This is a genomic window from Roseibium sp. SCP14, assembly GCF_040329475.1.
Classification (GTDB): domain Bacteria; phylum Pseudomonadota; class Alphaproteobacteria; order Rhizobiales; family Stappiaceae; genus Roseibium.
Map to the genome: position 1 here is coordinate 1,230,685 of NZ_JBDZYH010000001.1, position 19,676 is coordinate 1,250,360.

21 protein-coding genes and 2 riboswitches are annotated in these 19,676 nt (G+C 57.2%); of the genes, 8 read left to right on the top strand and 13 right to left on the bottom strand.

Features of this window, described 5'->3' with window-relative positions; translation table 11 throughout:
• Window positions 1–90 precede the first annotated feature (90 nt).
• On the bottom strand, window positions 91–807 hold the full coding sequence (locus tag ABLQ08_RS05620; protein ID WP_352940136.1) for an alpha/beta fold hydrolase: 717 nt from the start codon (window positions 805–807) through the stop codon (window positions 91–93).
• A gap of 29 nt (window positions 808–836) precedes the next feature.
• Window positions 837–1,211 (bottom strand): winged helix-turn-helix transcriptional regulator, encoded by a 375-nt coding sequence (locus ABLQ08_RS05625; protein WP_352940137.1) that lies wholly within the window; start codon window positions 1,209–1,211, stop codon window positions 837–839.
• Window positions 1,212–1,345: 134 nt separating this feature from the next.
• Between ABLQ08_RS05625 and ABLQ08_RS05630 the strand changes: the two genes are divergently transcribed.
• The 3 genes from ABLQ08_RS05630 to ABLQ08_RS05640 are packed head-to-tail and all read left to right on the top strand — an operon-like array spanning window position 1,346 to window position 2,558.
• Entirely contained in the window at window positions 1,346–1,960 is a 615-nt protein-coding gene (locus ABLQ08_RS05630) for a glutathione binding-like protein (protein WP_352940138.1), read from the top strand.
• Complete coding sequence (locus tag ABLQ08_RS05635; protein ID WP_352940139.1) at window positions 1,957–2,343, top strand: nuclear transport factor 2 family protein; 387 nt, start codon at window positions 1,957–1,959, stop codon at window positions 2,341–2,343. The genes ABLQ08_RS05630 and ABLQ08_RS05635 overlap by 4 nt, the downstream gene beginning before the upstream one ends.
• A 2-nt stretch (window positions 2,344–2,345) precedes the next feature.
• Window positions 2,346–2,558, top strand: coding sequence for a tautomerase family protein (locus tag ABLQ08_RS05640; RefSeq protein ID WP_352940140.1), 213 nt, complete (start codon window positions 2,346–2,348; stop codon window positions 2,556–2,558).
• Window positions 2,559–2,608: 50 nt separating this feature from the next.
• Here ABLQ08_RS05640 and tyrS read toward each other — a convergent pair whose 3' ends face one another.
• Window positions 2,609–3,886: a tyrosine--tRNA ligase gene (gene tyrS / locus ABLQ08_RS05645; protein WP_352940141.1), complete on the bottom strand. Its 1,278-nt coding sequence runs from the start codon at window positions 3,884–3,886 to the stop codon at window positions 2,609–2,611.
• 283 nt (window positions 3,887–4,169) lie between these two features.
• Entirely contained in the window at window positions 4,170–4,658 is a 489-nt protein-coding gene (locus ABLQ08_RS05650; protein ID WP_352940142.1) for a MarR family winged helix-turn-helix transcriptional regulator, read from the bottom strand.
• Window positions 4,659–4,754: 96 nt separating this feature from the next.
• Between ABLQ08_RS05650 and ABLQ08_RS05655 the strand changes: the two genes are divergently transcribed.
• On the top strand, window positions 4,755–5,444 hold the full coding sequence (locus ABLQ08_RS05655) for a glutathione S-transferase family protein (protein WP_352940143.1): 690 nt from the start codon (window positions 4,755–4,757) through the stop codon (window positions 5,442–5,444).
• A 183-nt stretch (window positions 5,445–5,627) separates the two neighbouring features.
• Here ABLQ08_RS05655 and ABLQ08_RS05660 read toward each other — a convergent pair whose 3' ends face one another.
• The 4 genes from ABLQ08_RS05660 to ABLQ08_RS05675 form a co-directional block, all read right to left on the bottom strand.
• Entirely contained in the window at window positions 5,628–6,113 is a 486-nt protein-coding gene (locus ABLQ08_RS05660; protein WP_352940144.1) for an OsmC family protein, read from the bottom strand.
• 3 nt (window positions 6,114–6,116) lie between these two features.
• Window positions 6,117–6,488 carry a glycine cleavage system protein GcvH gene (gene gcvH / locus ABLQ08_RS05665; RefSeq protein WP_352940145.1) on the bottom strand — a complete coding sequence of 124 codons (372 nt, stop codon included), beginning with the start codon at window positions 6,486–6,488 and terminating at the stop codon, window positions 6,117–6,119.
• 23 nt (window positions 6,489–6,511) lie between these two features.
• The gene (gene gcvT, locus ABLQ08_RS05670) at window positions 6,512–7,663 is read right to left on the bottom strand and encodes a glycine cleavage system aminomethyltransferase GcvT (protein ID WP_352940146.1); all 1,152 of its coding nucleotides are present in this window, start codon (window positions 7,661–7,663) and stop codon (window positions 6,512–6,514) included.
• A 69-nt stretch (window positions 7,664–7,732) separates the two neighbouring features.
• A riboswitch (glycine riboswitch) is annotated at window positions 7,733–7,840 on the bottom strand.
• A gap of 3 nt (window positions 7,841–7,843) precedes the next feature.
• Window positions 7,844–7,934: riboswitch (glycine riboswitch) on the bottom strand.
• A gap of 268 nt (window positions 7,935–8,202) precedes the next feature.
• Entirely contained in the window at window positions 8,203–8,790 is a 588-nt protein-coding gene (locus ABLQ08_RS05675) for a hypothetical protein (protein WP_352940147.1), read from the bottom strand.
• Between the two features lie 205 nt (window positions 8,791–8,995).
• Here ABLQ08_RS05675 and ispH point away from each other — a divergent pair, with 205 nt between their 5' ends.
• From ispH to ABLQ08_RS05695, 4 genes are read left to right on the top strand one after another with little or no spacing between them, the layout of a single operon-like run.
• The gene (gene ispH, locus ABLQ08_RS05680) at window positions 8,996–9,994 is read left to right on the top strand and encodes a 4-hydroxy-3-methylbut-2-enyl diphosphate reductase (protein ID WP_352940148.1); all 999 of its coding nucleotides are present in this window, start codon (window positions 8,996–8,998) and stop codon (window positions 9,992–9,994) included.
• 4 nt (window positions 9,995–9,998) lie between these two features.
• A complete protein-coding gene (locus ABLQ08_RS05685; protein ID WP_352940149.1) occupies window positions 9,999–10,964 on the top strand; it encodes a homoserine kinase in 966 nt (321 codons plus the stop codon).
• Window positions 10,961–11,413, top strand: coding sequence for a ribonuclease HI (gene rnhA / locus ABLQ08_RS05690; protein WP_352940150.1), 453 nt, complete (start codon window positions 10,961–10,963; stop codon window positions 11,411–11,413). The genes ABLQ08_RS05685 and rnhA overlap by 4 nt, the downstream gene beginning before the upstream one ends.
• Window positions 11,414–11,448: 35 nt before the next feature.
• On the top strand, window positions 11,449–12,372 hold the full coding sequence (locus tag ABLQ08_RS05695) for a diacylglycerol/lipid kinase family protein (protein ID WP_352940151.1): 924 nt from the start codon (window positions 11,449–11,451) through the stop codon (window positions 12,370–12,372).
• A gap of 43 nt (window positions 12,373–12,415) precedes the next feature.
• Here ABLQ08_RS05695 and ABLQ08_RS05700 read toward each other — a convergent pair whose 3' ends face one another.
• The 5 genes from ABLQ08_RS05700 to ABLQ08_RS05720 form a co-directional block, all read right to left on the bottom strand.
• Window positions 12,416–15,325 carry an EAL domain-containing protein gene (locus tag ABLQ08_RS05700; protein ID WP_417714898.1) on the bottom strand — a complete coding sequence of 970 codons (2,910 nt, stop codon included), beginning with the start codon at window positions 15,323–15,325 and terminating at the stop codon, window positions 12,416–12,418.
• Window positions 15,326–15,356: 31 nt separating this feature from the next.
• Complete coding sequence (locus ABLQ08_RS05705) at window positions 15,357–15,995, bottom strand: GNAT family N-acetyltransferase (RefSeq protein ID WP_352940152.1); 639 nt, start codon at window positions 15,993–15,995, stop codon at window positions 15,357–15,359.
• 18 nt (window positions 15,996–16,013) lie between these two features.
• The gene (locus ABLQ08_RS05710; RefSeq protein WP_352940153.1) at window positions 16,014–17,303 is read right to left on the bottom strand and encodes a M16 family metallopeptidase; all 1,290 of its coding nucleotides are present in this window, start codon (window positions 17,301–17,303) and stop codon (window positions 16,014–16,016) included.
• A 4-nt stretch (window positions 17,304–17,307) separates the two neighbouring features.
• Complete coding sequence (gene thrC / locus ABLQ08_RS05715) at window positions 17,308–18,714, bottom strand: threonine synthase (protein WP_352940154.1); 1,407 nt, start codon at window positions 18,712–18,714, stop codon at window positions 17,308–17,310.
• A gap of 216 nt (window positions 18,715–18,930) precedes the next feature.
• Window positions 18,931–19,527, bottom strand: coding sequence for a YqgE/AlgH family protein (locus ABLQ08_RS05720; protein ID WP_352940155.1), 597 nt, complete (start codon window positions 19,525–19,527; stop codon window positions 18,931–18,933).
• Window positions 19,528–19,676 lie beyond the last annotated feature (149 nt).

Here is a 19,676-nt window from a genome sequence, read left to right on the forward strand (position 1 = left end):
CAGATCACCGCTGCGCTGCGACGGGGATGATAACGGAAACACGGTGATCTGCGCCGATAACTCCTGTTGACGCCTGCCTGCTTGTATCCTTCACCCGGCCAACTGTTCCAGAAGATCCGCGACCGCCTGTGGCTCCGTCACCATCGCGTCGTGCCCGGTCGCGATCTGGGAAATCGGCCAGCCGAACTCCTGCGCCCGCTGTTTTGCAATGGCAGCCGGTCGGTAGGGTGGATCCGTGCATTCGATGTAACTCGCCGGCAGGCCGTTTCCGATCGGATTCTTCAGCGTCAGGCTGGTTGTGAAAGTCTTGAAGGGATGCGGCGTCAGTCGTGGCTCCAGAAAGGCAACATCAACCGGGCGTGTGACACCGAAGCTTTCCGGTGGTGTCGGCGGGAGGCTCAGACCACCGCTGGTTTTGTCCGCAAGCGCCTTCCGGTCATTGGCCATATCTTCCGGCAAAAGGTCGAACCATGTTTCACCGGAATTCAGCATGATCGCATCGAGATAGATCAGCTTGCCGATCCGCTCCGGCGCAACATCGGCGACACCGGTGATCGGAATACCGCCGAAGCTGTGTCCGACAAGAACAACGTCGTTCAGATCTTCAAATTGCAGGTGCTGAACAATGTCTGTCACGAATGTTTCTATTGTGATGTCGTATGACAATAGATGAGAGCGTTCCCCAAGCCCGGTTTGCGTCGGAGCAGAAACCCTGTGCCCCCTGGAACTCAGGATCCCGGCAACGCGCGACCAGCACCAACCGCCATGCCAAACTCCGTGAATCAAAACAAATGTCTTTGAATTCATCGAATTTCCTTCGCAATAAAGTCCGAACTCTATTCAGCTGCCTCAACCTCCGGTTCGTATCCCCGCAGGCGTTTCAATTTGTACCCTACCTGAACAATTGCCTCCAACGCAGGGATTAATTCCTCACCCAGTTCCGTCAATTCGTATTCGACAGAAGGTGGGGATGTCGGGCGCACGTGGCGCAGGAGAACACCTCTTTCCTCTAGTTCAGATAGCCGCGCCGACAGCACCTTGGAAGAAACCGGCGGAATATCACCCTTCAATTCGTTGAAACGCCTAGGCCCCGCACGCAGGCTCCAGATGACGTTGGGCGCCCAGGCCCCGGCAATCACCTGCATGCATTCGGTCAGCATGCAGGGCTCAGGGGGCTTCGGACTGCGGTTCTTGCGCATCTTGAGAACCATTTTGCGTGTAACTCCGCTGAAATCAGGTTTCTCCGAGGTAACTCGATAATGAGAGTTACCAATAGAAACTTACTTGTCAATAGTGACCTAAATCAACACCTTCCTGCCATCGACATCAACGATGGAGCCAAACGATGAAGCTGTTTTACAAACCCGGTGCCTGTTCCATGGCGGCGCATATTCTTCTGAATGAAGCAGGCGCTTCCTATCAGCTGGAAAAGGTCGATACGGATGCCGGCACTACCGAAACGGGCGCTGCCTATGAGAGCACCAACCCGCGTGGCTATGTGCCGGCATTGCAATTCGAAGACGGTCAGGTTTTGACCGAAAATGTTGCGGTCCTGCATTGGATCAGCGAGCAGTTCCCTGAGCTTTCCCCGAGGGCTGTCGACAATCCCTTGCAACGCTTCCGGCAGCTGGAGCTGTTGAGCTTTCTTTCTTCCGAACTTCACAAGGCCTTCAGCCCGTATTTTTCCGGCAAGCAGTTTTCACAAAGCGAGCAGGCAGCAAATCTGGCAAAGCTGAACGCCAAGATTTCCCAGTTCGACAAGCTGCTTGATGCGGATGGCCCCTTTCTTCTTGGAAACACCTTTTCCGTTGTCGACGCCTATGCGTTCGTCATTCTGAACTGGAGCAATTTCATCGGTGTTTCTCTCGCCGACTGGCCAAGGATTGAAAGTTACGTCGCCGGAATTGGGCAACGCCCGGCGACCCAAAAAGCCATGGAAGAAGAAGGACTGGCCGCATGAGCGAAGCATTCCAGGACCTGCAGCGCGTCATACACGACTATTTTGACGCGCTATATCACTGTGACACGGATCTTTTACAGAGAGTGTTTCACCCGAAGGCGGTCTATGCGACCGCAGATGAAACGCCTCTGCTTCATCGGACGATGGACGAATATGTGCCTGTGGTCGCGGCCCGGCAGTCGCCGGCCTCACGCGGTGATGCAAGACGCGATGTGATCGACGAGATTCAGGTTGCCGGAGAGAACACGGCTTTCGCCAGGGTCCGCTGCAGCATCGGCAGCAATGATTTTGTAGACTTCCTGACCTTTGTTCGAGACGAAGGCAGCTGGCAGATCATGTCGAAGATTTTCCAGATCAAACCACGTGCAGACGGAGCTGAGTGATCATGCCCTATGTCAACATTCAGGTAACCCGTGAGGGCGTCACCGCAAACCAGAAAGCTGAACTGATCAAGGGTGCCACAGACCTGCTGGTGGATGTCCTTGGCAAAAGCCCTTCAACCACCTTCGTCGTTATCGAGGAAGTTGAAATGGAGAGCTGGGGCATCGGCGGTCTGCCCGTGGAGGAGTTTCGGGCGAAACAGGCACCGGAACAGTAGCGCGAAGGTGGAGCCGGTTTTACGACCGGCTCCATCACTTCAAATGAGGTTTACTCAAACCCGACCAATGCCTTGCGTCGCTTGCCGACTGAAACAGACAAACGGTCATCCGCCATCAGGTCACCGGTAGCAATTCGGCGGCGGGGATCTTCCACGATCCGGTTGTTGAGACGGACACCTCCTCCTTCAACGAGGCGGCGCGCTTCACCGTTGGATGCGGCGAAACCGACGGCAACAACCAGTTCCAGAAGGCCGAGACCGTCAGCCAGTGTCGAAAGTGGAAGCTTGTGGGTCGGCTGCAGAATTTCCCCTTCGCCCGCGAACAGGGCATCGCCTTGCTGCAACGCAGAGAGCGCCTCTTCAGGACCATGAACGATTGTGGTGACCTGCGTCGCCAAAATTTTCTTGGCCTCGTTCAGCTCTGCCCCCTGCAGCTCGGACAAGCGCTCCACTTCCCTGATCGGAAGTTCTGTGAACAGGCGCAGGAATTTGCCGACATCGGCATCAGCCGTATTGCGCCAGAACTGCCAGAAGCCGAAAGGCGACAGGTGTTCGGGATGCAGCCAGACGGCCCCGGCAGCTGTCTTGCCCATCTTGGATCCGCTTGCGGTGGTCAGGAGCGGTACGGTCAATCCATGCAGTTTGCGGCCGTCACGGCGGCCAAGTTCAACACCGTTGACGATATTGCCCCATTGATCGGACCCTCCGACCTGGAGTGTACAATCGTGCCGCTTGGCAAGTTCCAGGAAATCAACGGCCTGCAGCATCATGTAGCAGAATTCGAGCACAGTCAGCGGCATCTGCGCCTCCAGGCGTGATTTTACGCTGTCGAAAGTCATCATGCGGTTGACGGTGAACTGGGAGCCATAATCGCGGAGAAATTCCAGGAAGCGGAATTCATTAAGCCACTCCGCATTGTCAACCAGAAGCGCACCATCCGGACCGTCCATATCGACCAGACGTTCCACCGACCGGCGGATCGTCGCAATATTTGCCGCAATCTGCCGCTCTTCCAGCATCGGCCGCGCGTCATTGCGGAAGCTCGGGTCGCCAATCTGGCTGGTGCCACCGCCAAGAACGACGATCGGGCGATGTCCGAGCTTCTGCAGCCAGCGCATGGTCATCAACGGCATCAGATGGCCGACATGCAGGCTGGCCGCGGTGGCATCAAATCCGGCGTAGGCGGTGATGGGGCCTTCGGACAGGGTTTTGTCGAGCGCCTCGAGGTCTGTGCATTGATGCACGAGCCCCCGCTCCAGAAGCACGGCAAGTGCTTCCGATTTGAGTTTTGTTGCCGGCTTCCCGGCTTCAATCATGTGTCTGGTCATTTTCGGCTTCCTGGTTTCCCCGCCAGGAGCCTTTCTTGGAAACCAAAAAGCCGCCTGACGCGGCGGCTTTTTTAGGTTTCTATGAGATGAGCAAGATCCTACGCAGCCGCCGGTATGTCGGTGACGTAATAAAAATACACGAAGGATGCGGTCATCTTGGTCATGCCAATTTAAATGCTCGAAGCTCTACAGAGAGTCAAGCCCCAGTTTCAAATTGCCCGTTCGGCATCCGGTTCCATGCCTGGACAACACACCGGACCGTCGAGATGGACCTGATCATAATCTATTTATTTTCAATATCTTGTCGATACCCGGCCTGTTCGCCAGGTAAGAACTTTCCAAGCAGCCTGAATATTTCTGCTGCTTCGTCTTCGCTCAGGTGACAGCCGAACTCCGACTGAATGGCGCTCTTGTAGACCGGCCACATATCTTCAAGCAGCGAGGATCCCTTCGCCGTCAATGCGACCACAACACCGCGTCCGTCCTCTGGTGATTTCCGCTTTTCCACAAACCCTGCCGAAGCAAGCCGGTCGATGAGTCGAGAAACGTTATATTGCGCCAGCAACGTTCGCTTTTCGACCTCTACCGGCCGCAACCGCCCCCCTTCTGCGCGTCTCAACTCCAAGAGAACGTCGTACCAGGCAAGGGGTGGAAATCCGGCCGCCTTCAGTTTTATCTCAACCTGCTCCAGAACCGTGGCGCTGGATCGGAGCAGCCGGGCCCAGGCCTCTATCTTGGCCGGGCTCGCTTCTTCAATCGTTTCGTCAATCATTTCCGAACTATGCAATTTCAATGCAAGTGCATCAATCTTGAATTTTCATGCAAGTGCATTTACTTTAATGCAACTGCATGAAAACAGGAGTTCTCAATGACAGCCCCTCTCACGCTGATCAGCCATTCGCTCTGTCCTTATGTTCAACGCGCTGCAATCGTACTGGCGGAAAAGAAAGTTCCCTTTGAGCGTATCAACATCGATCTGGCTCACAAGCCGGATTGGTTTCGTGCAGCCTCACCTCTTGGCAAGGTACCCTTGCTCAAAATCGGCAACGATCGGTATCTTTTCGAATCCGCTCCAATCGTGGAGTTTCTCGATGAAACGGAACCGAGCCGACTTCACCCGGAAGATCCGGCGGAACGCGCGTGGCATAGAGCCTATGTCGAGTTTGCGTCTCAATGCCTCAATGGTATCGGTGCTCTCTATGCCGCTGGGAACGAACCGGATTTTCAACAAGCACTGATCACGCTGCGACAAAAATTTGAGCATCTGGATAACCAGATTTCGCGCAAAGGACCGTTCTTTTCCGGTGAACGGTTTTCCCTTGTCGATGCAGCTTTCGGGCCTGTCTTCCGCTACTTCGATGTCTTCGAGACCTTCACCCGGCTCGAGACCTTCCGCGATCTTGAGCATGTCTCAAGCTGGAGACGCCAGCTTGCTGATCGTGCTTCGGTTCGAAATGCCGTTTCTGAAAACTACGGGGAATTGCTTCTGGAGTTTCTGGGAAATCGCGGAAGCTGGATCTCCGGCCTTTTGCGGGATTGGAGACAGCAGATGTCTTAGAAGATGGCCACTCGACTGACATCTGAATAAGGATCGACGATATCCGGACCTCGTCCTTAAAAGCTGCGAGCCTGCGCCCTCGTCCGTCAGCTGCACACAATGGCAGGCATCAAGGCCGAAAACGGGAAAGGAAAACCCCGGCGTTTGCCGGGGTTCTCGATTGGTCGAAAAGATCTGGTAATGCTAAGGCGCGATCAGACGGACCGGCCCCTGCTCCACGACGATTTCGCAGCTGACTGAATTGGCGATGAAACAAACGTCATGTGCCTTCTCATGCATGTCGGTCAGCCAGCTTGGGTCGGGTTGCTCATTGGCGATCAACGTGACCTCGGGTCTCAAAGTCACCTTGGTGATTGCCATCTTGCCACGGGACACGCGGCTCATCACACCTTCTGCATGGTCCTTGTAGCTGGCAACGTTGAAATTCGCTCTGCGCGCCAGGTCCAGGAACCACAGCATGTGGCAGGAGGAAATCGCCGCGACAAATGCTTCTTCCGGATCGATTGCCGCTTCGATGGAATGCGGCAGGGGCACTACCGTCGGAGAGGCGCTCGCCGGAACTTCGAGACCGCCGTCAAAGCGCCAGATGTGGCCACGGGAATACTTGTTCGCAGCGTAGTCGCCATCACAGGCCCATTCCACCTGTGCCTTGTAATAGTGCCCTGCCATGGATCAGAGTGTCTCCACGTATGCCTTGTAGGCGGCTTCGTCCAGTAATTCGCTCAATTGATCTGCATTTGCAACTTTCATTTTGACGAACCAAGCTGCCCCTTCTGGGTCTTCGTTTACCTTGCCGGGTTCATCAGCCAGAACTTCGTTCGCTTCAACGACTTCCCCATCTATCGGTGCATAGATCTCACTGGCGGCCTTCACGGATTCCACCACTGCAGCTTCATCGCCCTGCGCGAACTCCGCACCGGCTTCCGGCAAATCGACGAATACAACATCGCCAAGCTGTTCCTGTGCATAGTTGGTGATGCCGACCGTCGCGACGTCCCCTTCCACGGCGATCCACTCGTGGTCCTTGGAATAGTAAGTTGTCATTTTCTCGTCCAATCTCTGAAAGGTTAGGATTTCGGTTTTCGATAGTAGCGGTTCGGAACAAACGGCATTTCGACAATTCTTGCCGGAAGACGCCGATTGCGAACAATCAATTCCACGTCTGAGCCAATTTCTGCACTGTTGACCGGAACGTATCCCATGGCGACCGGCGCACCGACGGTCGGCGCGAAGCCGCCAGACGTCACGGTTCCGATGACGGGCCCGCCCGGCAGGGCAATCTCGGCACCTTCGCGTGCCGGAGCCCTTCCCTCAAGACGGAGGCCAACGCGCACCCTGCCAGGCCCGTTGCGAAGTTCTTCCTGAATGCGGCCGGCGCCCGGATACCCGCATTCCTCACGCCGGCGCCTTTGCATGCAGAAGGTAATACCCCCCTCCACGGGAGACGTAGTTTCGTCGATATCGTGACCGTACAGGCAAAGACCGGCCTCAAGACGAAGACTGTCCCTCGCTCCGAGACCGATGGGTTCAATCCGGTCATCGGCAAGCAGCGCCCGCGCGATCGGTTCTGCCGCACCTGCGGGAACAGACATTTCAACACCGTCTTCTCCGGTGTATCCGGCGCGGGCGATATGACAGTCAATGCCGTCAAATTCCATGCGAGCGGCGGACATGAACGCAAGCTCCGCTGCGTCTGGCGCGTGTGCGGCAACGGCAGCGACGGCTTCCGGTCCCTGCACGGCAAGGAGCGCGCGATCCTCGATCAGCTCCAACCTGACATTGCCCGGCAGCTTTTCTCGCAGGTGAGAATAGTCGACTTCCTTGCGGGAGGCGTTGACCACCAACATAAGCTTGCCGTCGTCTTCAGACGAAGCGGGGCGCGTTACCATCAGATCATCAATGACACCACCTTCTTCGTTCAGAAGAACGGTATAGCGCTGACGTCCAGGTCCGAGTTCCAGAAAACCGGAAGGGGTCAACCGTTCCAGCGCTGCGGCGGTCGTTGCGTGATCAGGTCCGACCAGAACGGCTTGCCCCATATGGGAAACGTCGAACAATCCGGCGCTGCTGCGGGTCTGCAGGTGCTCCGCCATGATACCGGTCCGGTATTGCAGCGGCATCGAGTAACCGGCGAAGGAGACCATGCGCGCACCGAGTTCCACATGCAGATCATGCAGGGGTGTCTGTTTCAGATCGATATCTGCAACGATGTCCGCCATGAACGGTCCTCGCGAGTCGGGTTGCGCAGTCCCAGGCCGCCCTGTCCGGGTTCGGTCTGTCTGCACCCCCTCTGTCCGAGAACCTGAGAGATTTCCCGGTAAAGCCCATCGGGCCCGGCCGGTTACTCCTTCGGTGAGCATTCCGCGGAACGATCCGCGGAGCACTGCTTTCCAGAGCGTGTTTCCCAAGCGGTCCTTTTGCCTGAGAGTTTCCGGGGCGGTTGCTCCTTCGGCGCCGGGAAAAAGACCCGATCTCTCCCGCATGGGCGGCGACACAAGTGTGCCAGTCAGGGGACGACCCTGATTTCGGCCGGGATTGTGCGAGCGGGTATTTGCCTTGTCAATACGCGAACATACGCGAAACCCACAAACAAATACGGGACCTTAACAAGCCGCGACGCGAACGCCGCGTCACGCTGCTGCTGATAGGGCGTCTGCGAGCGCATATCCACTGCGCAGCTGGTTAGAGCGAACGCCGCGAGGTGGAACAGAGCACTTCGATCCTTACGCGAATCGCTGCCCTGCCGAACGTTGGGTCGTTAACGGCGACGGCCTTCGTCGAACCCGAACACCACTTTCACACTTTCGTTCGGCGGAACGGAGAACTTGTTCTCGACCAGAGTCCATTTCTCTGTTGGAGAGTCGGAGCCGACCGTGACCGGAATCTTCAGGATCTCGGAAGAAAGCGGCTTGGCATCGCTTCCCCCCGGCACGACCGCGACACGCAGCGGCAGCACGATTTCGCCGCCTTTCCAGGCCGGTCCCGGTGTCACGTCACCGGAGAAGCCCAGTTTCATCTGGCGCCCTCCGCCAGCAGCCTGGGTGCAGGTGTTCGCCCAGTCTTCGACGGTGGCCTGATAAAGAAGCCCTTCCTGCTGGTCTTCCTTGCCACGGACAAATTTTCTGATCAGGTAGGTGTTGGACTGCAATTCCATCGGCGGACAAGGAACAGGCGGCGCAAAAGTCGCTGCCGAGACCTCAATCGGCTCCTGGCCGCCGGAAATGATCTTGCCGGCCACGCCATCAGCACCGCCGCCGCAGCCGGCAAGGGTCGCCGCGCACAAGCCGACGCTCAGCATGGTCTTCAGGTTCGTTCCGGTTACCGATTGAAACACACCGATCATCATTTACCCATTCAAATGCAATGCAAGTTGGCGGGGCTTAATAGCAGTTACTCATTTGCTTGGCGAGGTCTGTTTACTCATCAAACAAATATGAGACCGTTGAAACAACACATTATGGCCGAAATCGTGCGCTGTTCATGGCAGCCGACTTGACAGAGCGAACATGCCGCCCCTTATTGCGGCCAGACAGGTTCGTCGAAAGTGCACCATGACAGAGACCAAACAAGAAAAACCGTCACTCTCTCTTCGGCTTTGTGCGCCGCGCGGCTTTTGCGCCGGGGTTGATCGCGCCATCCAGATCGTTGAGCTGGCTTTGCAGAAATACGGCCGCCCCGTATATGTGCGCCATGAGATCGTTCACAACAAGTTCGTCGTCGACGGTCTGAAGTCAAAAGGCGCGGTTTTTGTAGAAGAGCTGGAAGAAATCCCTGCGCAGGATGCGGACCGGCCGGTGATCTTTTCCGCGCATGGCGTGCCCAAATCCGTGCCGGAAGACGCAAAAATGCGCAACATGTTCTATCTGGACGCGACCTGCCCGCTCGTTTCCAAGGTTCACAAGGAAGCAGAGATCCATTTCCGGCGTGATCGTGAAGTCCTGCTGATCGGCCATGCAGGTCATCCGGAAGTCATCGGCACGATGGGCCAGTTGCCCGAAGGCACGGTAACTCTGATCGAAAACGAAGACGACGCGCGCGACTTTTCACCCAAGTCTGACCGGCCGCTGGCTTATATCACCCAGACGACCCTTTCGGTCGACGACACGGCGGGCATTGTTGCCGTTCTTCAGGAGCGGTTCCCCGAAATCGTCGCGCCGCACAAGGAAGACATCTGCTACGCCACGACAAATCGTCAGGAAGCCGTGAAACATGTCGCGCCGAGCGTTGATGCCATGGTCGTGGTCGGAGCACCGAATTCGTCAAACTCTCAGCGCCTGCGCGAAGTTGCCGAGCGCGCCGGTTGCAAGGTTTCGGTGTTGATACAACGTGCAAGCGACATCAACTGGCAGGATTTCGAAGAGGTCCGCTCGTTGGGCCTGACTGCCGGTGCCTCGGCTCCCGAAACTCTGGTAGAGGAAATCATCAGCGCGTTTTCAGAGCGGTTCGAGGTAACCGTAGAGACGGTGCGAACCGCGGAGGAAACGATTTCCTTCAACCTGCCACGAGAATTGCGGGACACGACCCCGCCAGCCCACGCAGCCACCGGATAAGATAATGGCCGTTTATACCGAAGTAACCGATGAGGAATTGCAAGACTTCATCGGAACCTATGATGTCGGGCGTCTGCTCTCATTCAAGGGCATTGCCGAAGGCGTCGAAAACAGCAACTTCCTGCTCCATACCGACAAGGCCTCGTTCATCCTGACACTCTACGAGAAACGGGTGAACCCGGACGACCTTCCCTACTTTCTCAACCTGCTGCAACATCTGGCTGGCAAGGGTCTTTCCTGCCCGACACCCGTCGCGTCAAAGGAAGGAAAGCTCCTGGGCACGCTTGCCGGTCGCCCTGCGGCGCTGGTTACGTTTCTTGAAGGCATGTGGGTCAAGCGTCCCCGCGTGAACCATTGTGCTGAGCTCGGCAAGGCAATGGCCGAACTGCATCTGGATGGCCAGGACTATGAAGGCTTCCGCACAAATGCGCTCAACGTGAAAGGCTGGCGTCCGTTATTCGAACAATGCGATGGCCGCAGCGACACCGTGCACGCGGGTCTTGGCGATGAGATTCTTCAGGAACTAAGCCACCTTGAAACCGTTTGGCCGTCCGACCTGCCAGGCGGCGTTATTCATGCCGACTTGTTCCCGGACAACGTGTTTTTCCTGGGAGACGAGCTGTCCGGCCTGATCGATTTCTATTTCGCCTGCAACGATGCCTTTGCCTATGACATCGCAATCTGCCTCAATGCCTGGTGTTTCGAGCAAGACCTTTCTTTCAATGTGACGAAGGCGCGGGCGCTGTTGAAAGGCTATGTTGCCGTGCGGCCACTGGGCGATGACGAATACAAAGCCTTGCCGACGCTCTGCCGCGGCGCCGCGCTGCGTTTCCTCCTTACGCGGCTTTATGACTGGCTGAGTGTCCCCGAAGGCGCTCTGGTAACGCCAAAAGACCCGATGGAATATGTGAAGAAGCTGCGCTTCCATCAGAGCGTTGAAACCGCAGAAGCATACGGGCTGGAACGATGAGTGCCGAAAACCGCGTAACGATCTATACTGACGGTGCCTGTTCCGGAAACCCTGGTCCCGGAGGCTGGGGAGCTATCTTGCGTTTTGGCGAGCACGAGAGAGAGCTCAACGGCGGAGAATCGGAAACCACCAACAACCGCATGGAGCTGACCGCCGCAATTGAAGCGCTCAATGCGCTCAAGCGCCCTTGTGCGGTCGACCTTTATACCGACAGCACTTATGTACGCAGCGGTATCAGCGAATGGATGCATGGCTGGAAGCGCAAGAACTGGCGCACGGCAGCCAACAAGCCGGTGAAGAACGCCGACCTTTGGCAGGCCCTGGATGCAGCCAGAGATCGTCATGTCGTGACCTGGCACTGGGTGAAGGGGCATGCGGGACATCCTGACAACGAACGCGCCGACGAACTGGCGCGGGGCGGCATGGCCCCTTATAAAGTGAGCGAATAACCGGCGAATCCTGTCTGACCTGCAGAGGATTTCAAGTGAGATTACTGAAGTGGCCAAACCCGGGTGTGAGACGCACCATCGTTCCGGATGCTCCCGGAACAGTGCTGATTCTGGCCAACCCGACCTCCGGCGGCTACAATCCTGATCTTCTTCAGAAAGTCCGCGTTCACCTTGAAGACCTTGGGTGCCGCACCGAAATCCGTCTCACCAGCCATGCAGGCGAAATCGGCGAAGTTTGCGCTGACCCTACCTTGCCGGCACGAACCATTGTGATCGCCGGCGGAGACGGTTCCGTCAACGAAGCGCTGACCGGCTTCCAGCATCACCCGGAACCGCCACAGCTAGCGGTTATTCCGTTCGGCACCGCGAACGTTCTCGCCCTTGAATTGGGTTTACCGCGCAGCGCCCGTGCGATAGCGGATATGATCAGGAGCGAGAAAAGCAAACCCCTTCACTTCGGCCTGGCCAACGGACGCCCGTTTGTGCTCATGGCCTCCACCGGATTTGATGCGGAAGTCGTGCATGCCGTACCACTGGCGCTGAAACGCCGGCTGGGGAAACTTGCTTACGTCATCACTGCCCTGCGTATCGGTCTCAAACGCAAGGGGACCGCACTGGCTGTCACCCTGGACGGTATTCGAATTGCCGGGAAATTCGCCGTTGCCAGCAACGCCCGACACTACGGCGGCCCATTCGTCATCTGTCCTGGCGGGGCAACTGATCCGGGATTGCACATGCTCGTACTGGAAAATGACGACCCCTGGTCGTCTTTTCGCTATGGAATTGCCTTGATGTTGGGCCGGATCCACAAGGTTCGCGGAGCTGTGGTCAAACCGTTCACCACAGCGACCATCACGGCCGCTGACAACGTTGCTGCCCAGGTCGACGGAGATCCATTCGGCGCAACACCGCTCGAGATCAGTCAAACGGAAAAAACTGTCCCGATCCTGGTACCCTGAAGTTGATGGCGCGGTATTTCTTCCAACTTGCCGGCCCGGCGGTTTAAGCCGGTTCTGGCTCAGCGGGCATCTTGCGAAGCATCTTTGTCGCCTCGGCCGACGACATGGCTTCACCGAAATAGTAGCCCTGCGCGTATTCACAACCCAGTTGATAGAGTTCCAGCGCGTCGGCTTCGCTCTCGGCTCCTTCCGCGACGACGGACATGCCAAGGTCGTGGCCCATGGCAACGATCGTCCTGAGCAGAACAGGTCTTGCGGCCGAGCCATTCGGTTTGACGAAGGACTGGTCGATCTTGATCGTGTCGAACGGGAAGCGCTGCAGGTAGGACAGAGAGGAATGTCCGGTTCCAAAGTCGTCCAGCGACAGACCGGCACCGAGACCGCGCAACCGTTCGAGCACTTTCGCCGAGTATTCCGGATTGGACATCACGAGAGACTCCGTCAGCTCGAGCTTCAATGTTCCCGGTTCAAGCGATGTTCTGGACAGCACCGCCTTCACATCGTTGATGAGGTCCTGCTTCAGAAGCTGGCGCGACGACAGATTGACCGAAGTGAACAACGGTTGCTGCATCGGGAACTCGCGCTGCCAGAACGCCAGCTGCTGCGCCCCCTTGTCGAGCGTGTACATGCCGAGCTCGTTGATGAGACCGGACTGTTCCGCCACCGGGATAAACTCCGACGGTGAGATCTTGCCGCGCTTTGGATGGTTCCAGCGGGCGAGAACCTCAAAGCCTGCCACAGACTGATCTTCCAGACGGATGATCGGCTGGAAGAAGACGCCGAGCGTTTCCTTCTTGATGGCATCACGCAGGTCGGCTTCCAGATCGACAACGTTCTTGCCCAGCGGACGCAGGATGGGCCGGAAAACTTCCTGCCGGTCGCCACCAAGCCGCTTAGCATGGTTGAGGGCGATCTCCGCATTGGTAAGCATGTCTTCAACGCCCTGCTTCCCTCCTTCGAAGAAAGCGATGCCGACGGAGCAGGTCAGGAAGATTTCCCGGTCACCGAATGTGATGGGGGCACGGACGGCTTTCCGGAGAGAATCTGCCAGAGCCACGATGCGGTCCGGCTCCTGTTCGGACAGGAGCACCAGACCGTACTGATCACCGGACAGACGGCCAAGTGTGTCCTGCTGACCGATCAGGCGTCCGAGACGACGGGCAACCGTCAGAAGAATGCTGTCACCGGCCGACAGACCAATGCTGTCATTGACCTGCTTGAAACGATCGAGATTGAGCACCAGAACCGTCGGCTTGGTGGTTTCTTCGGCCTTGGATCGGACGACGCTGGTGCGCAGCCGGTCGACAAAGAGCTCGCGGTTTGGCAAGCCAGTCAGGTTGTCGTGTACGGCATCGTGCAGCAACCGCTCTTCGGCAGTGCGTTCCTCGGTGACATCAAGCAGTGTGCCGACGCACCGGATCACCTCACCATCGGATCCGATGATCGGGCGGGCCCGCAGCCGGAACCAGCGGAAATGACCATCTTCCGACCGCAGACGGAACGTCTGCACGACTTTGCCCCGGCGTTGGTCGATCACCGCATCAAGCGTTGCGCGGAAGCGATCCCGGTCCTGCGGGTGAAGAACCTCGAGCCAATCGCGCGCCGGTCCTTCCAGTGTTCCATGTTTCAGGTTGAGAAGGTCCTCGACTTCGTTGCCGGTGTAGATGCGGTCACGGTCGATGTCCCAGTCCCAGATGATGTCACCGGCACCGGTGAGCGCGAGCGCCTTGCGCTCGACATCCGAGATCAGCCCTTGCGCAATGGCTCCGCCCGCAAAGGCGTGCTGCATGACCGTGAAGCCGATGAGAAGGACGATCAGGACGAGCCCTCCGCCAAGAGCCGGCTGGACGATGTCGTTCGACAGATATCCCGTTACCGTCATGGCCGCGCCGATCAGCCAGGCGATCAGGAGACACCAGGTCGGGATAAGCAAGATAGCGCGGTCATAATGCTGGAACGCAAGAACGGCGATGGTGACGAAACCAAGGATACCGATAACGCCGAGTGCAAGACGTGCAATGCCGGCCGCGACCGACGGATCCCAGACGGCGACGCCCAGAAGACCCAGGATCAGAATCAGCGTTGTCAGTGCCAGGTGGGAATAGTGAATGTTCCAGCGATTGAGGTTGAGATAGGCGTATAGAAAGATGAGCAAGCTGGCGGCCAGCATCACTTCAGCACAGGCACGCGCCAGCTGACTGCCACCGCCCTCAACGTTGAACACCATGCCCCAGAAGCCGAAGTCTATGCACAGATAGACCAGAACGGACCAGGCAAGCGCCGCGGTCGCCGGGAACATGACGGTTCCCTTGACCACGAAGAGAATTGTCAGGAACAGCGCCAGCAGTCCGGAAATACCGAGAATGATACCCCGGTAAAGCGTATAGGCGTTGACCGTCTCCTTGTAGACATCCGGTTCCCAGAGTCTGATTTCCGGCAGATTCGGCGTTGTCAGCTCCGCAACGAATGTGACAATCGACCCCGGATCAAGCGTTACCAGAAAAACATCTGCTTCAAGACTTTTCTGCCGCTGAGGTGCAATTCCCTGACTGGGTGTGATGGTCGTGATGCGCGACGACCCAAGGTCCGGCCAGAACATGTCGGACCCGACCAGCTTGTAGTTCGGCGCTACGATCAAGCGGTCAATCTGCTCGTCACTGGTATTGGCAAGCGCAAAAACCGCCCAGTTGGTGTTGCTGCCGTCACGGGACGGCACTTCGAACCTGCGGACGATGCCATCGGCACCTGGCGCGGTCGAGACCTGCAGGCGCGTTCCTGCGTCCCTGTGAAGGTCTATCGAGTTGGTGATATCAAGCGCTTCGATATCAATCGGTACGGGAATTGGCTCCAGAGCCTGCGCCAATGGGGCGGCAAGCATCGAGACAATTACGCAAAGAGCAATGACAAAGCTTCTCAACACGTTGCTGATTGAATCCGGTAACGAAGTCGACATGAGGCGAAGAACTACCGGGTTGTGGCTCATGTCACAAGAATTCTTTCAAGATACCTTCGACGCTGGGTGACATTTTTCCGGCCCGGGACGCATGGTCTTCCGCCAAACAGGCAAACAGCAGGTGGTCCTGCCAGGTGCCGTTAATTAACAGATAGTTGCGCGCGTAGCCTTCCCGACGAAACCCAGCATTCTCCAAAAGACGGATAGACGGCGTGTTGGTTGGAATGCACGCCGCTTCAATTCGATGAAGGTTCAACACGTCGAAACAAAACGGCAAGATCATGGCGACAGCCGAAGACATATGTCCTTTTCCAGCGTGCTGTTCACCCATCCAGTAACCAAGGGTCGTCGTCTGACTGACACCCCGGCGGATATTGCTGAGAGTGAGGCCTCCAAGAATTTCGTCGGTTCTAGACCGGAACAAAAGAAAGGAGAGACTGCGCCCTTCCTTGCGATCCTTGGCATAACGCCGAAGGCGGCGCCGGAACCCGGATTTGGTCAGGTCATCGGACGGCCAGAGCGGTTCCCATGGCTTCAGAAAACGGCGGCTATCCGCGCGCAGTTCGGCCCAGGGTTTGAAGTCGGTCATGATCGGCGGACGCAGGTAATACCCGCCCGCCTCGATCAGCAGTTCGGCGTCAGGTGATGATCCCGGCCGTAGCAGTGCCATGCCCCGCACTCCGCAAACTCACAATGATGCGGCCCGTAACACCGGGCTCTGCTGCAACCTTCCTGCCAGTTCACTTGCCGTCATGATGCCATCGACCGGGCCGATCGCCGTCAATGTCGGCGTGGTCCCGACAAAGGTCTCATGTGCGACCCTGCGCAAGTCGGCTGCGGTAACCGCTTCGATCTTACCGGAAATCTCGTCCGGTGTGAGCACCCTTCCATGGACCAGTATCTGGCGTGCAATCTGCCCTGCCCGTGCAGCCGGGCTTTCAAGCGCCATCATGAGACCGGCACGAATTTGCGCACGGGAGCGCGCCACTTCCTCGTCGGTAATCGTTTGAGTGGCAGAAACAAGCTCGTCGGCGATCATCGGCATCAGGGCGCCGAGATCTTCGTGGCTGGTCGCCGCATGCAGGCCAAACAGACCTGTGTCGGAAAATGCCCAGTGGAAACTGTAAATGGCATAGCAGAGGCCATGACGTTCACGGATTTCCTGGAAGAGGCGGGATGACATTCCGCCGCCCAGAACGGAGGCCAGAATCTGGATGGCGTAATAGTCCTTGGACTTGTAAGGCCTGCCCTCAAAGCCCATGAGAACCTGGGCTTCCATCAGATCCTTGCTGAGAAGGGTTTCACCACCGCCGTAACGAGCCTCTGTTTCCGAGGCGGCGGCGTCGCTGCTGAGGCCACCCAGCTTTTCGCGTGCCAGTGCGACGAGTTCATCGTGATCGACGGCACCGGCCGCAGCCAGCACCATATCGGGCGCACGATAGCGGTCGGCAAGATAGGAATTGAGAGCATCCCGATTGAACCCCTGAACGGTTTCGGGAGTCCCGAGGATCGGTCGTCCGATCGCCTGATCCGGCCACGCGGTGCCCTGGAACAGATCGAACGCCTGGTCTTCCGGCGAATCGTTCGCGGCACCGATTTCCTGAAGGATCACGTGCTGTTCGCGCGCGAGCTCTTGAGCATCGAAGGTTGAATTCTGCAGGATGTCGGCCAGGATATCGACCGCCAGCGGCATGTCTTCCGCCAGAATGCGGGCATAATAGTTGGTGTGTTCAATGCTCGTCGATGCGTTCAATTCACCGCCGACCGCTTCGATCTCCTCAGCAATTCCACGCGCCGTTCGCGTGTGAGTACCCTTGAAGGCCATGTGCTCAAGAAGATGGGTGATCCCGTTCTGATGGACCGCCTCAACTCTGGATCCGGTCCGGACCCAGATCCCGAGCGCCGCCGTTTTCAGATAGGGCATCTGGTCGGTAACGACAGTCAACCCGTTTTCTAGAACCGTAGTTTCTACTTTCATATAGTTACACCCCGGCGCTGACGGCCCGGGCGTGATCTTCGATATATCGCTCCACCACGTCCTGCTCCGCCGCCAAAACCTGCTGGCGCTCCTCCGCAGTCATCATTTCTTTTAGATTATCCGGCAGATCCGGGCGGACGCCAGAGGCTTTTTCGACAGCATCCGGGAATTTGGCCGGATGCGCCGTTCCCAGAACCACCATGGGGGCAACGCCATCATCATGGTCTTTTGCCACGTGCACACCAATTGCAGTATGCGGGTCCAGAAGATAGCCAGTGGCTTTCCAGACCTCGTCAATCGTCGCTGCCGTTTCCTCCTCATTGCAACGGCCGGCTCCAAAATGTGCCCGCATCTCGTTCAGCGGACCTTCCTCGATGGTAAAGCTACCCGATTGGGAAAGCTGGTTCATCATGCGACGAACCGCTTCGCCGTCCCGGCCGCACACTTCAGCCAACAGCCTTTCGAAGTTCGATGAAACCTGGATGTCCATCGACGGTGAGATTGTCGGCGTCACACCACGCTTTTCGTACCGGCCGGTCTCGAGCGTCCGGGCCAGAATGTCGTTCACGTTCGTTGCAACGACCAGCTTTTCGACAGGCAGTCCCATTTTCATGGCCGCGTATCCGGCAAAAATGTCGCCGAAGTTGCCGGTGGGAACCGTGAAGGAAATCTTCCGGTGAGGTGCCCCCAACGCAACACCGCAAGTGAAGTAGTAGACGATCTGCGCAAGAATGCGTGCCCAGTTGATCGAGTTGACACCCGACAAGGCAACACGGTCGCGGAACGCGAAATGATTGAACATGCCTTTGACGATCGCCTGGCAGTCGTCAAAGTTTCCGGTCAGTGCCAGAGCGTGAACATTGCTGTCCGCCGGTGTCGTCATCTGGCGGCGCTGGACATTGGAAACCCTCCCGTCAGGGAAGAGAATGAAAATATCCGTGCGCTCACGCCCACGAAACGCCTCAATGGCAGCTCCGCCCGTATCGCCAGAGGTTGCTCCCACGATGGTTGCTCTCAAACCACGCTTGGTGAGCACATAGTCCATCATCCGGCCGAGCAGCTGCATGGCAACATCCTTGAAGGCCAGGGTCGGTCCGTGGAACAGTTCCAGGATGAACGTATTGGCACCGGTCTGCACCAGAGGCGTGACCGCCGGATGCCGGAAGCCGGCATAGGCCTCGTCGATCATTGCCTTCAGATCATCTTCCGGAATTGCTTCACCGATGAACGGACGGATGATTTCAAAGGCAATGTCCTGATAGGACTTTCCGGCAAATGAAGCGATCGTGTCAGCGTCGAACTGAGGCCAAGTTTCGGGAAGATAGAGACCGCCGTCGCGCGCGAGCCCCTGTAACAGGACATCGGAAAATTCCAAGACTGGTGCTTCACCACGCGTACTGCTGTATTTCACCGCGTCACTTCCCTTTGTATTTGCCTTGTCGCAGGTCGTCCCAATCCCTGCCCGGGCGCCTGAACATACCAGCCTACTTTAGTCCCGGGAGATTTGAAACAAACCATGCCATTGAAGCGACTTACGCGCCATAACATTTCAGCGCAAGTCGCTTTTGGTTAAATTGATGACCTTGGGTGGACAAGAACGGCGCGTTTCAAAATCCGATGACCGCTATCACGCATGACCTGCGTCGGAAAAAAGCATGGCGGGATCAATACCCAGAGACCCGAGTGCCCGGTGCCATTTGGACTCAAAATCCGGATCGAAAAGAATTTGCGGGTCGGCCGGTGCGGTCAGCCAGCCATTGGACTGGATCTCGTTTTCCAGCTGCCCGGGAGCCCAGCCGGCATAGCCAAGCGCGAGCATTGCCTGCGATGGCCCGGCCCCTTGGGCCAAAGCCCGCAGGATCTCGAGTGTCGCAGTGAGGCAGATACCGTTGTCGATCGTCAGCGTCGACTGGTTCAGCATGAAATCGTCGCTGTGCAGCACAAAGCCCCGTTCAACTTCCACGGGCCCACCCTTGTGCACATTCATGTCACGCACCTGTTCCGGCAACCGGATGCTGCTGTCATCGTTGACGATGTCCAGCTGGATGAGAAGCTCTTCCAAAGACAAGTGACGGGCAACCTGATTGACAATCAGTCCCATGGCACCCTGTTCGGAATGAGAGCACAGGTAGATAACCGAATGCTCGAACCGGCTGTCCGCCATGCTCGGCATTGCAATCAGAAACTGACCTTCAAGGGTGTCTGTTGCTTCGGTTTCGGCCATGCGTACCTCGTTACCTGTTGACGCTCTCTGCCTGACAATAGAAGCATAGCCTCTTTGACAGGTTTTGTTAATGACTGTTTCCCGGTTAAGTCGATGAGCGGTCTCACATTGCCGTCACGAGGATATGACCCGGATTGCTTCTTCTGCCC

Excerpts from the sequence above, each read along its gene's own strand:
- ABLQ08_RS05620 (WP_352940136.1), bottom strand. The coding sequence starts at position 807 with ATGAATTCAAAGACATTTGTTTTGATTCACGGAGTTTGGCATGGCGGT.
- ABLQ08_RS05625 (WP_352940137.1), bottom strand. The coding sequence starts at position 1,211 with ATGGTTCTCAAGATGCGCAAGAACCGCAGTCCGAAGCCCCCTGAGCCC.
- ABLQ08_RS05630 (WP_352940138.1), top strand. The coding sequence starts at position 1,346 with ATGAAGCTGTTTTACAAACCCGGTGCCTGTTCCATGGCGGCGCATATT.
- ABLQ08_RS05635 (WP_352940139.1), top strand. The coding sequence starts at position 1,957 with ATGAGCGAAGCATTCCAGGACCTGCAGCGCGTCATACACGACTATTTT.
- ABLQ08_RS05640 (WP_352940140.1), top strand. The coding sequence starts at position 2,346 with ATGCCCTATGTCAACATTCAGGTAACCCGTGAGGGCGTCACCGCAAAC.
- tyrS (WP_352940141.1), bottom strand. The coding sequence starts at position 3,886 with ATGACCAGACACATGATTGAAGCCGGGAAGCCGGCAACAAAACTCAAA.
- ABLQ08_RS05650 (WP_352940142.1), bottom strand. The coding sequence starts at position 4,658 with ATGATTGACGAAACGATTGAAGAAGCGAGCCCGGCCAAGATAGAGGCC.
- ABLQ08_RS05655 (WP_352940143.1), top strand. The coding sequence starts at position 4,755 with ATGACAGCCCCTCTCACGCTGATCAGCCATTCGCTCTGTCCTTATGTT.
- ABLQ08_RS05660 (WP_352940144.1), bottom strand. The coding sequence starts at position 6,113 with ATGGCAGGGCACTATTACAAGGCACAGGTGGAATGGGCCTGTGATGGC.
- gcvH (WP_352940145.1), bottom strand. The coding sequence starts at position 6,488 with ATGACAACTTACTATTCCAAGGACCACGAGTGGATCGCCGTGGAAGGG.
- gcvT (WP_352940146.1), bottom strand. The coding sequence starts at position 7,663 with ATGGCGGACATCGTTGCAGATATCGATCTGAAACAGACACCCCTGCAT.
- ABLQ08_RS05675 (WP_352940147.1), bottom strand. The coding sequence starts at position 8,790 with ATGATGATCGGTGTGTTTCAATCGGTAACCGGAACGAACCTGAAGACC.
- ispH (WP_352940148.1), top strand. The coding sequence starts at position 8,996 with ATGACAGAGACCAAACAAGAAAAACCGTCACTCTCTCTTCGGCTTTGT.
- ABLQ08_RS05685 (WP_352940149.1), top strand. The coding sequence starts at position 9,999 with ATGGCCGTTTATACCGAAGTAACCGATGAGGAATTGCAAGACTTCATC.
- rnhA (WP_352940150.1), top strand. The coding sequence starts at position 10,961 with ATGAGTGCCGAAAACCGCGTAACGATCTATACTGACGGTGCCTGTTCC.
- ABLQ08_RS05700 (WP_417714898.1), bottom strand. The coding sequence starts at position 15,325 with ATGTCGACTTCGTTACCGGATTCAATCAGCAACGTGTTGAGAAGCTTT.
- ABLQ08_RS05705 (WP_352940152.1), bottom strand. The coding sequence starts at position 15,995 with ATGGCACTGCTACGGCCGGGATCATCACCTGACGCCGAACTGCTGATC.
- ABLQ08_RS05710 (WP_352940153.1), bottom strand. The coding sequence starts at position 17,303 with ATGAAAGTAGAAACTACGGTTCTAGAAAACGGGTTGACTGTCGTTACC.
- ABLQ08_RS05720 (WP_352940155.1), bottom strand. The coding sequence starts at position 19,527 with ATGGCCGAAACCGAAGCAACAGACACCCTTGAAGGTCAGTTTCTGATT.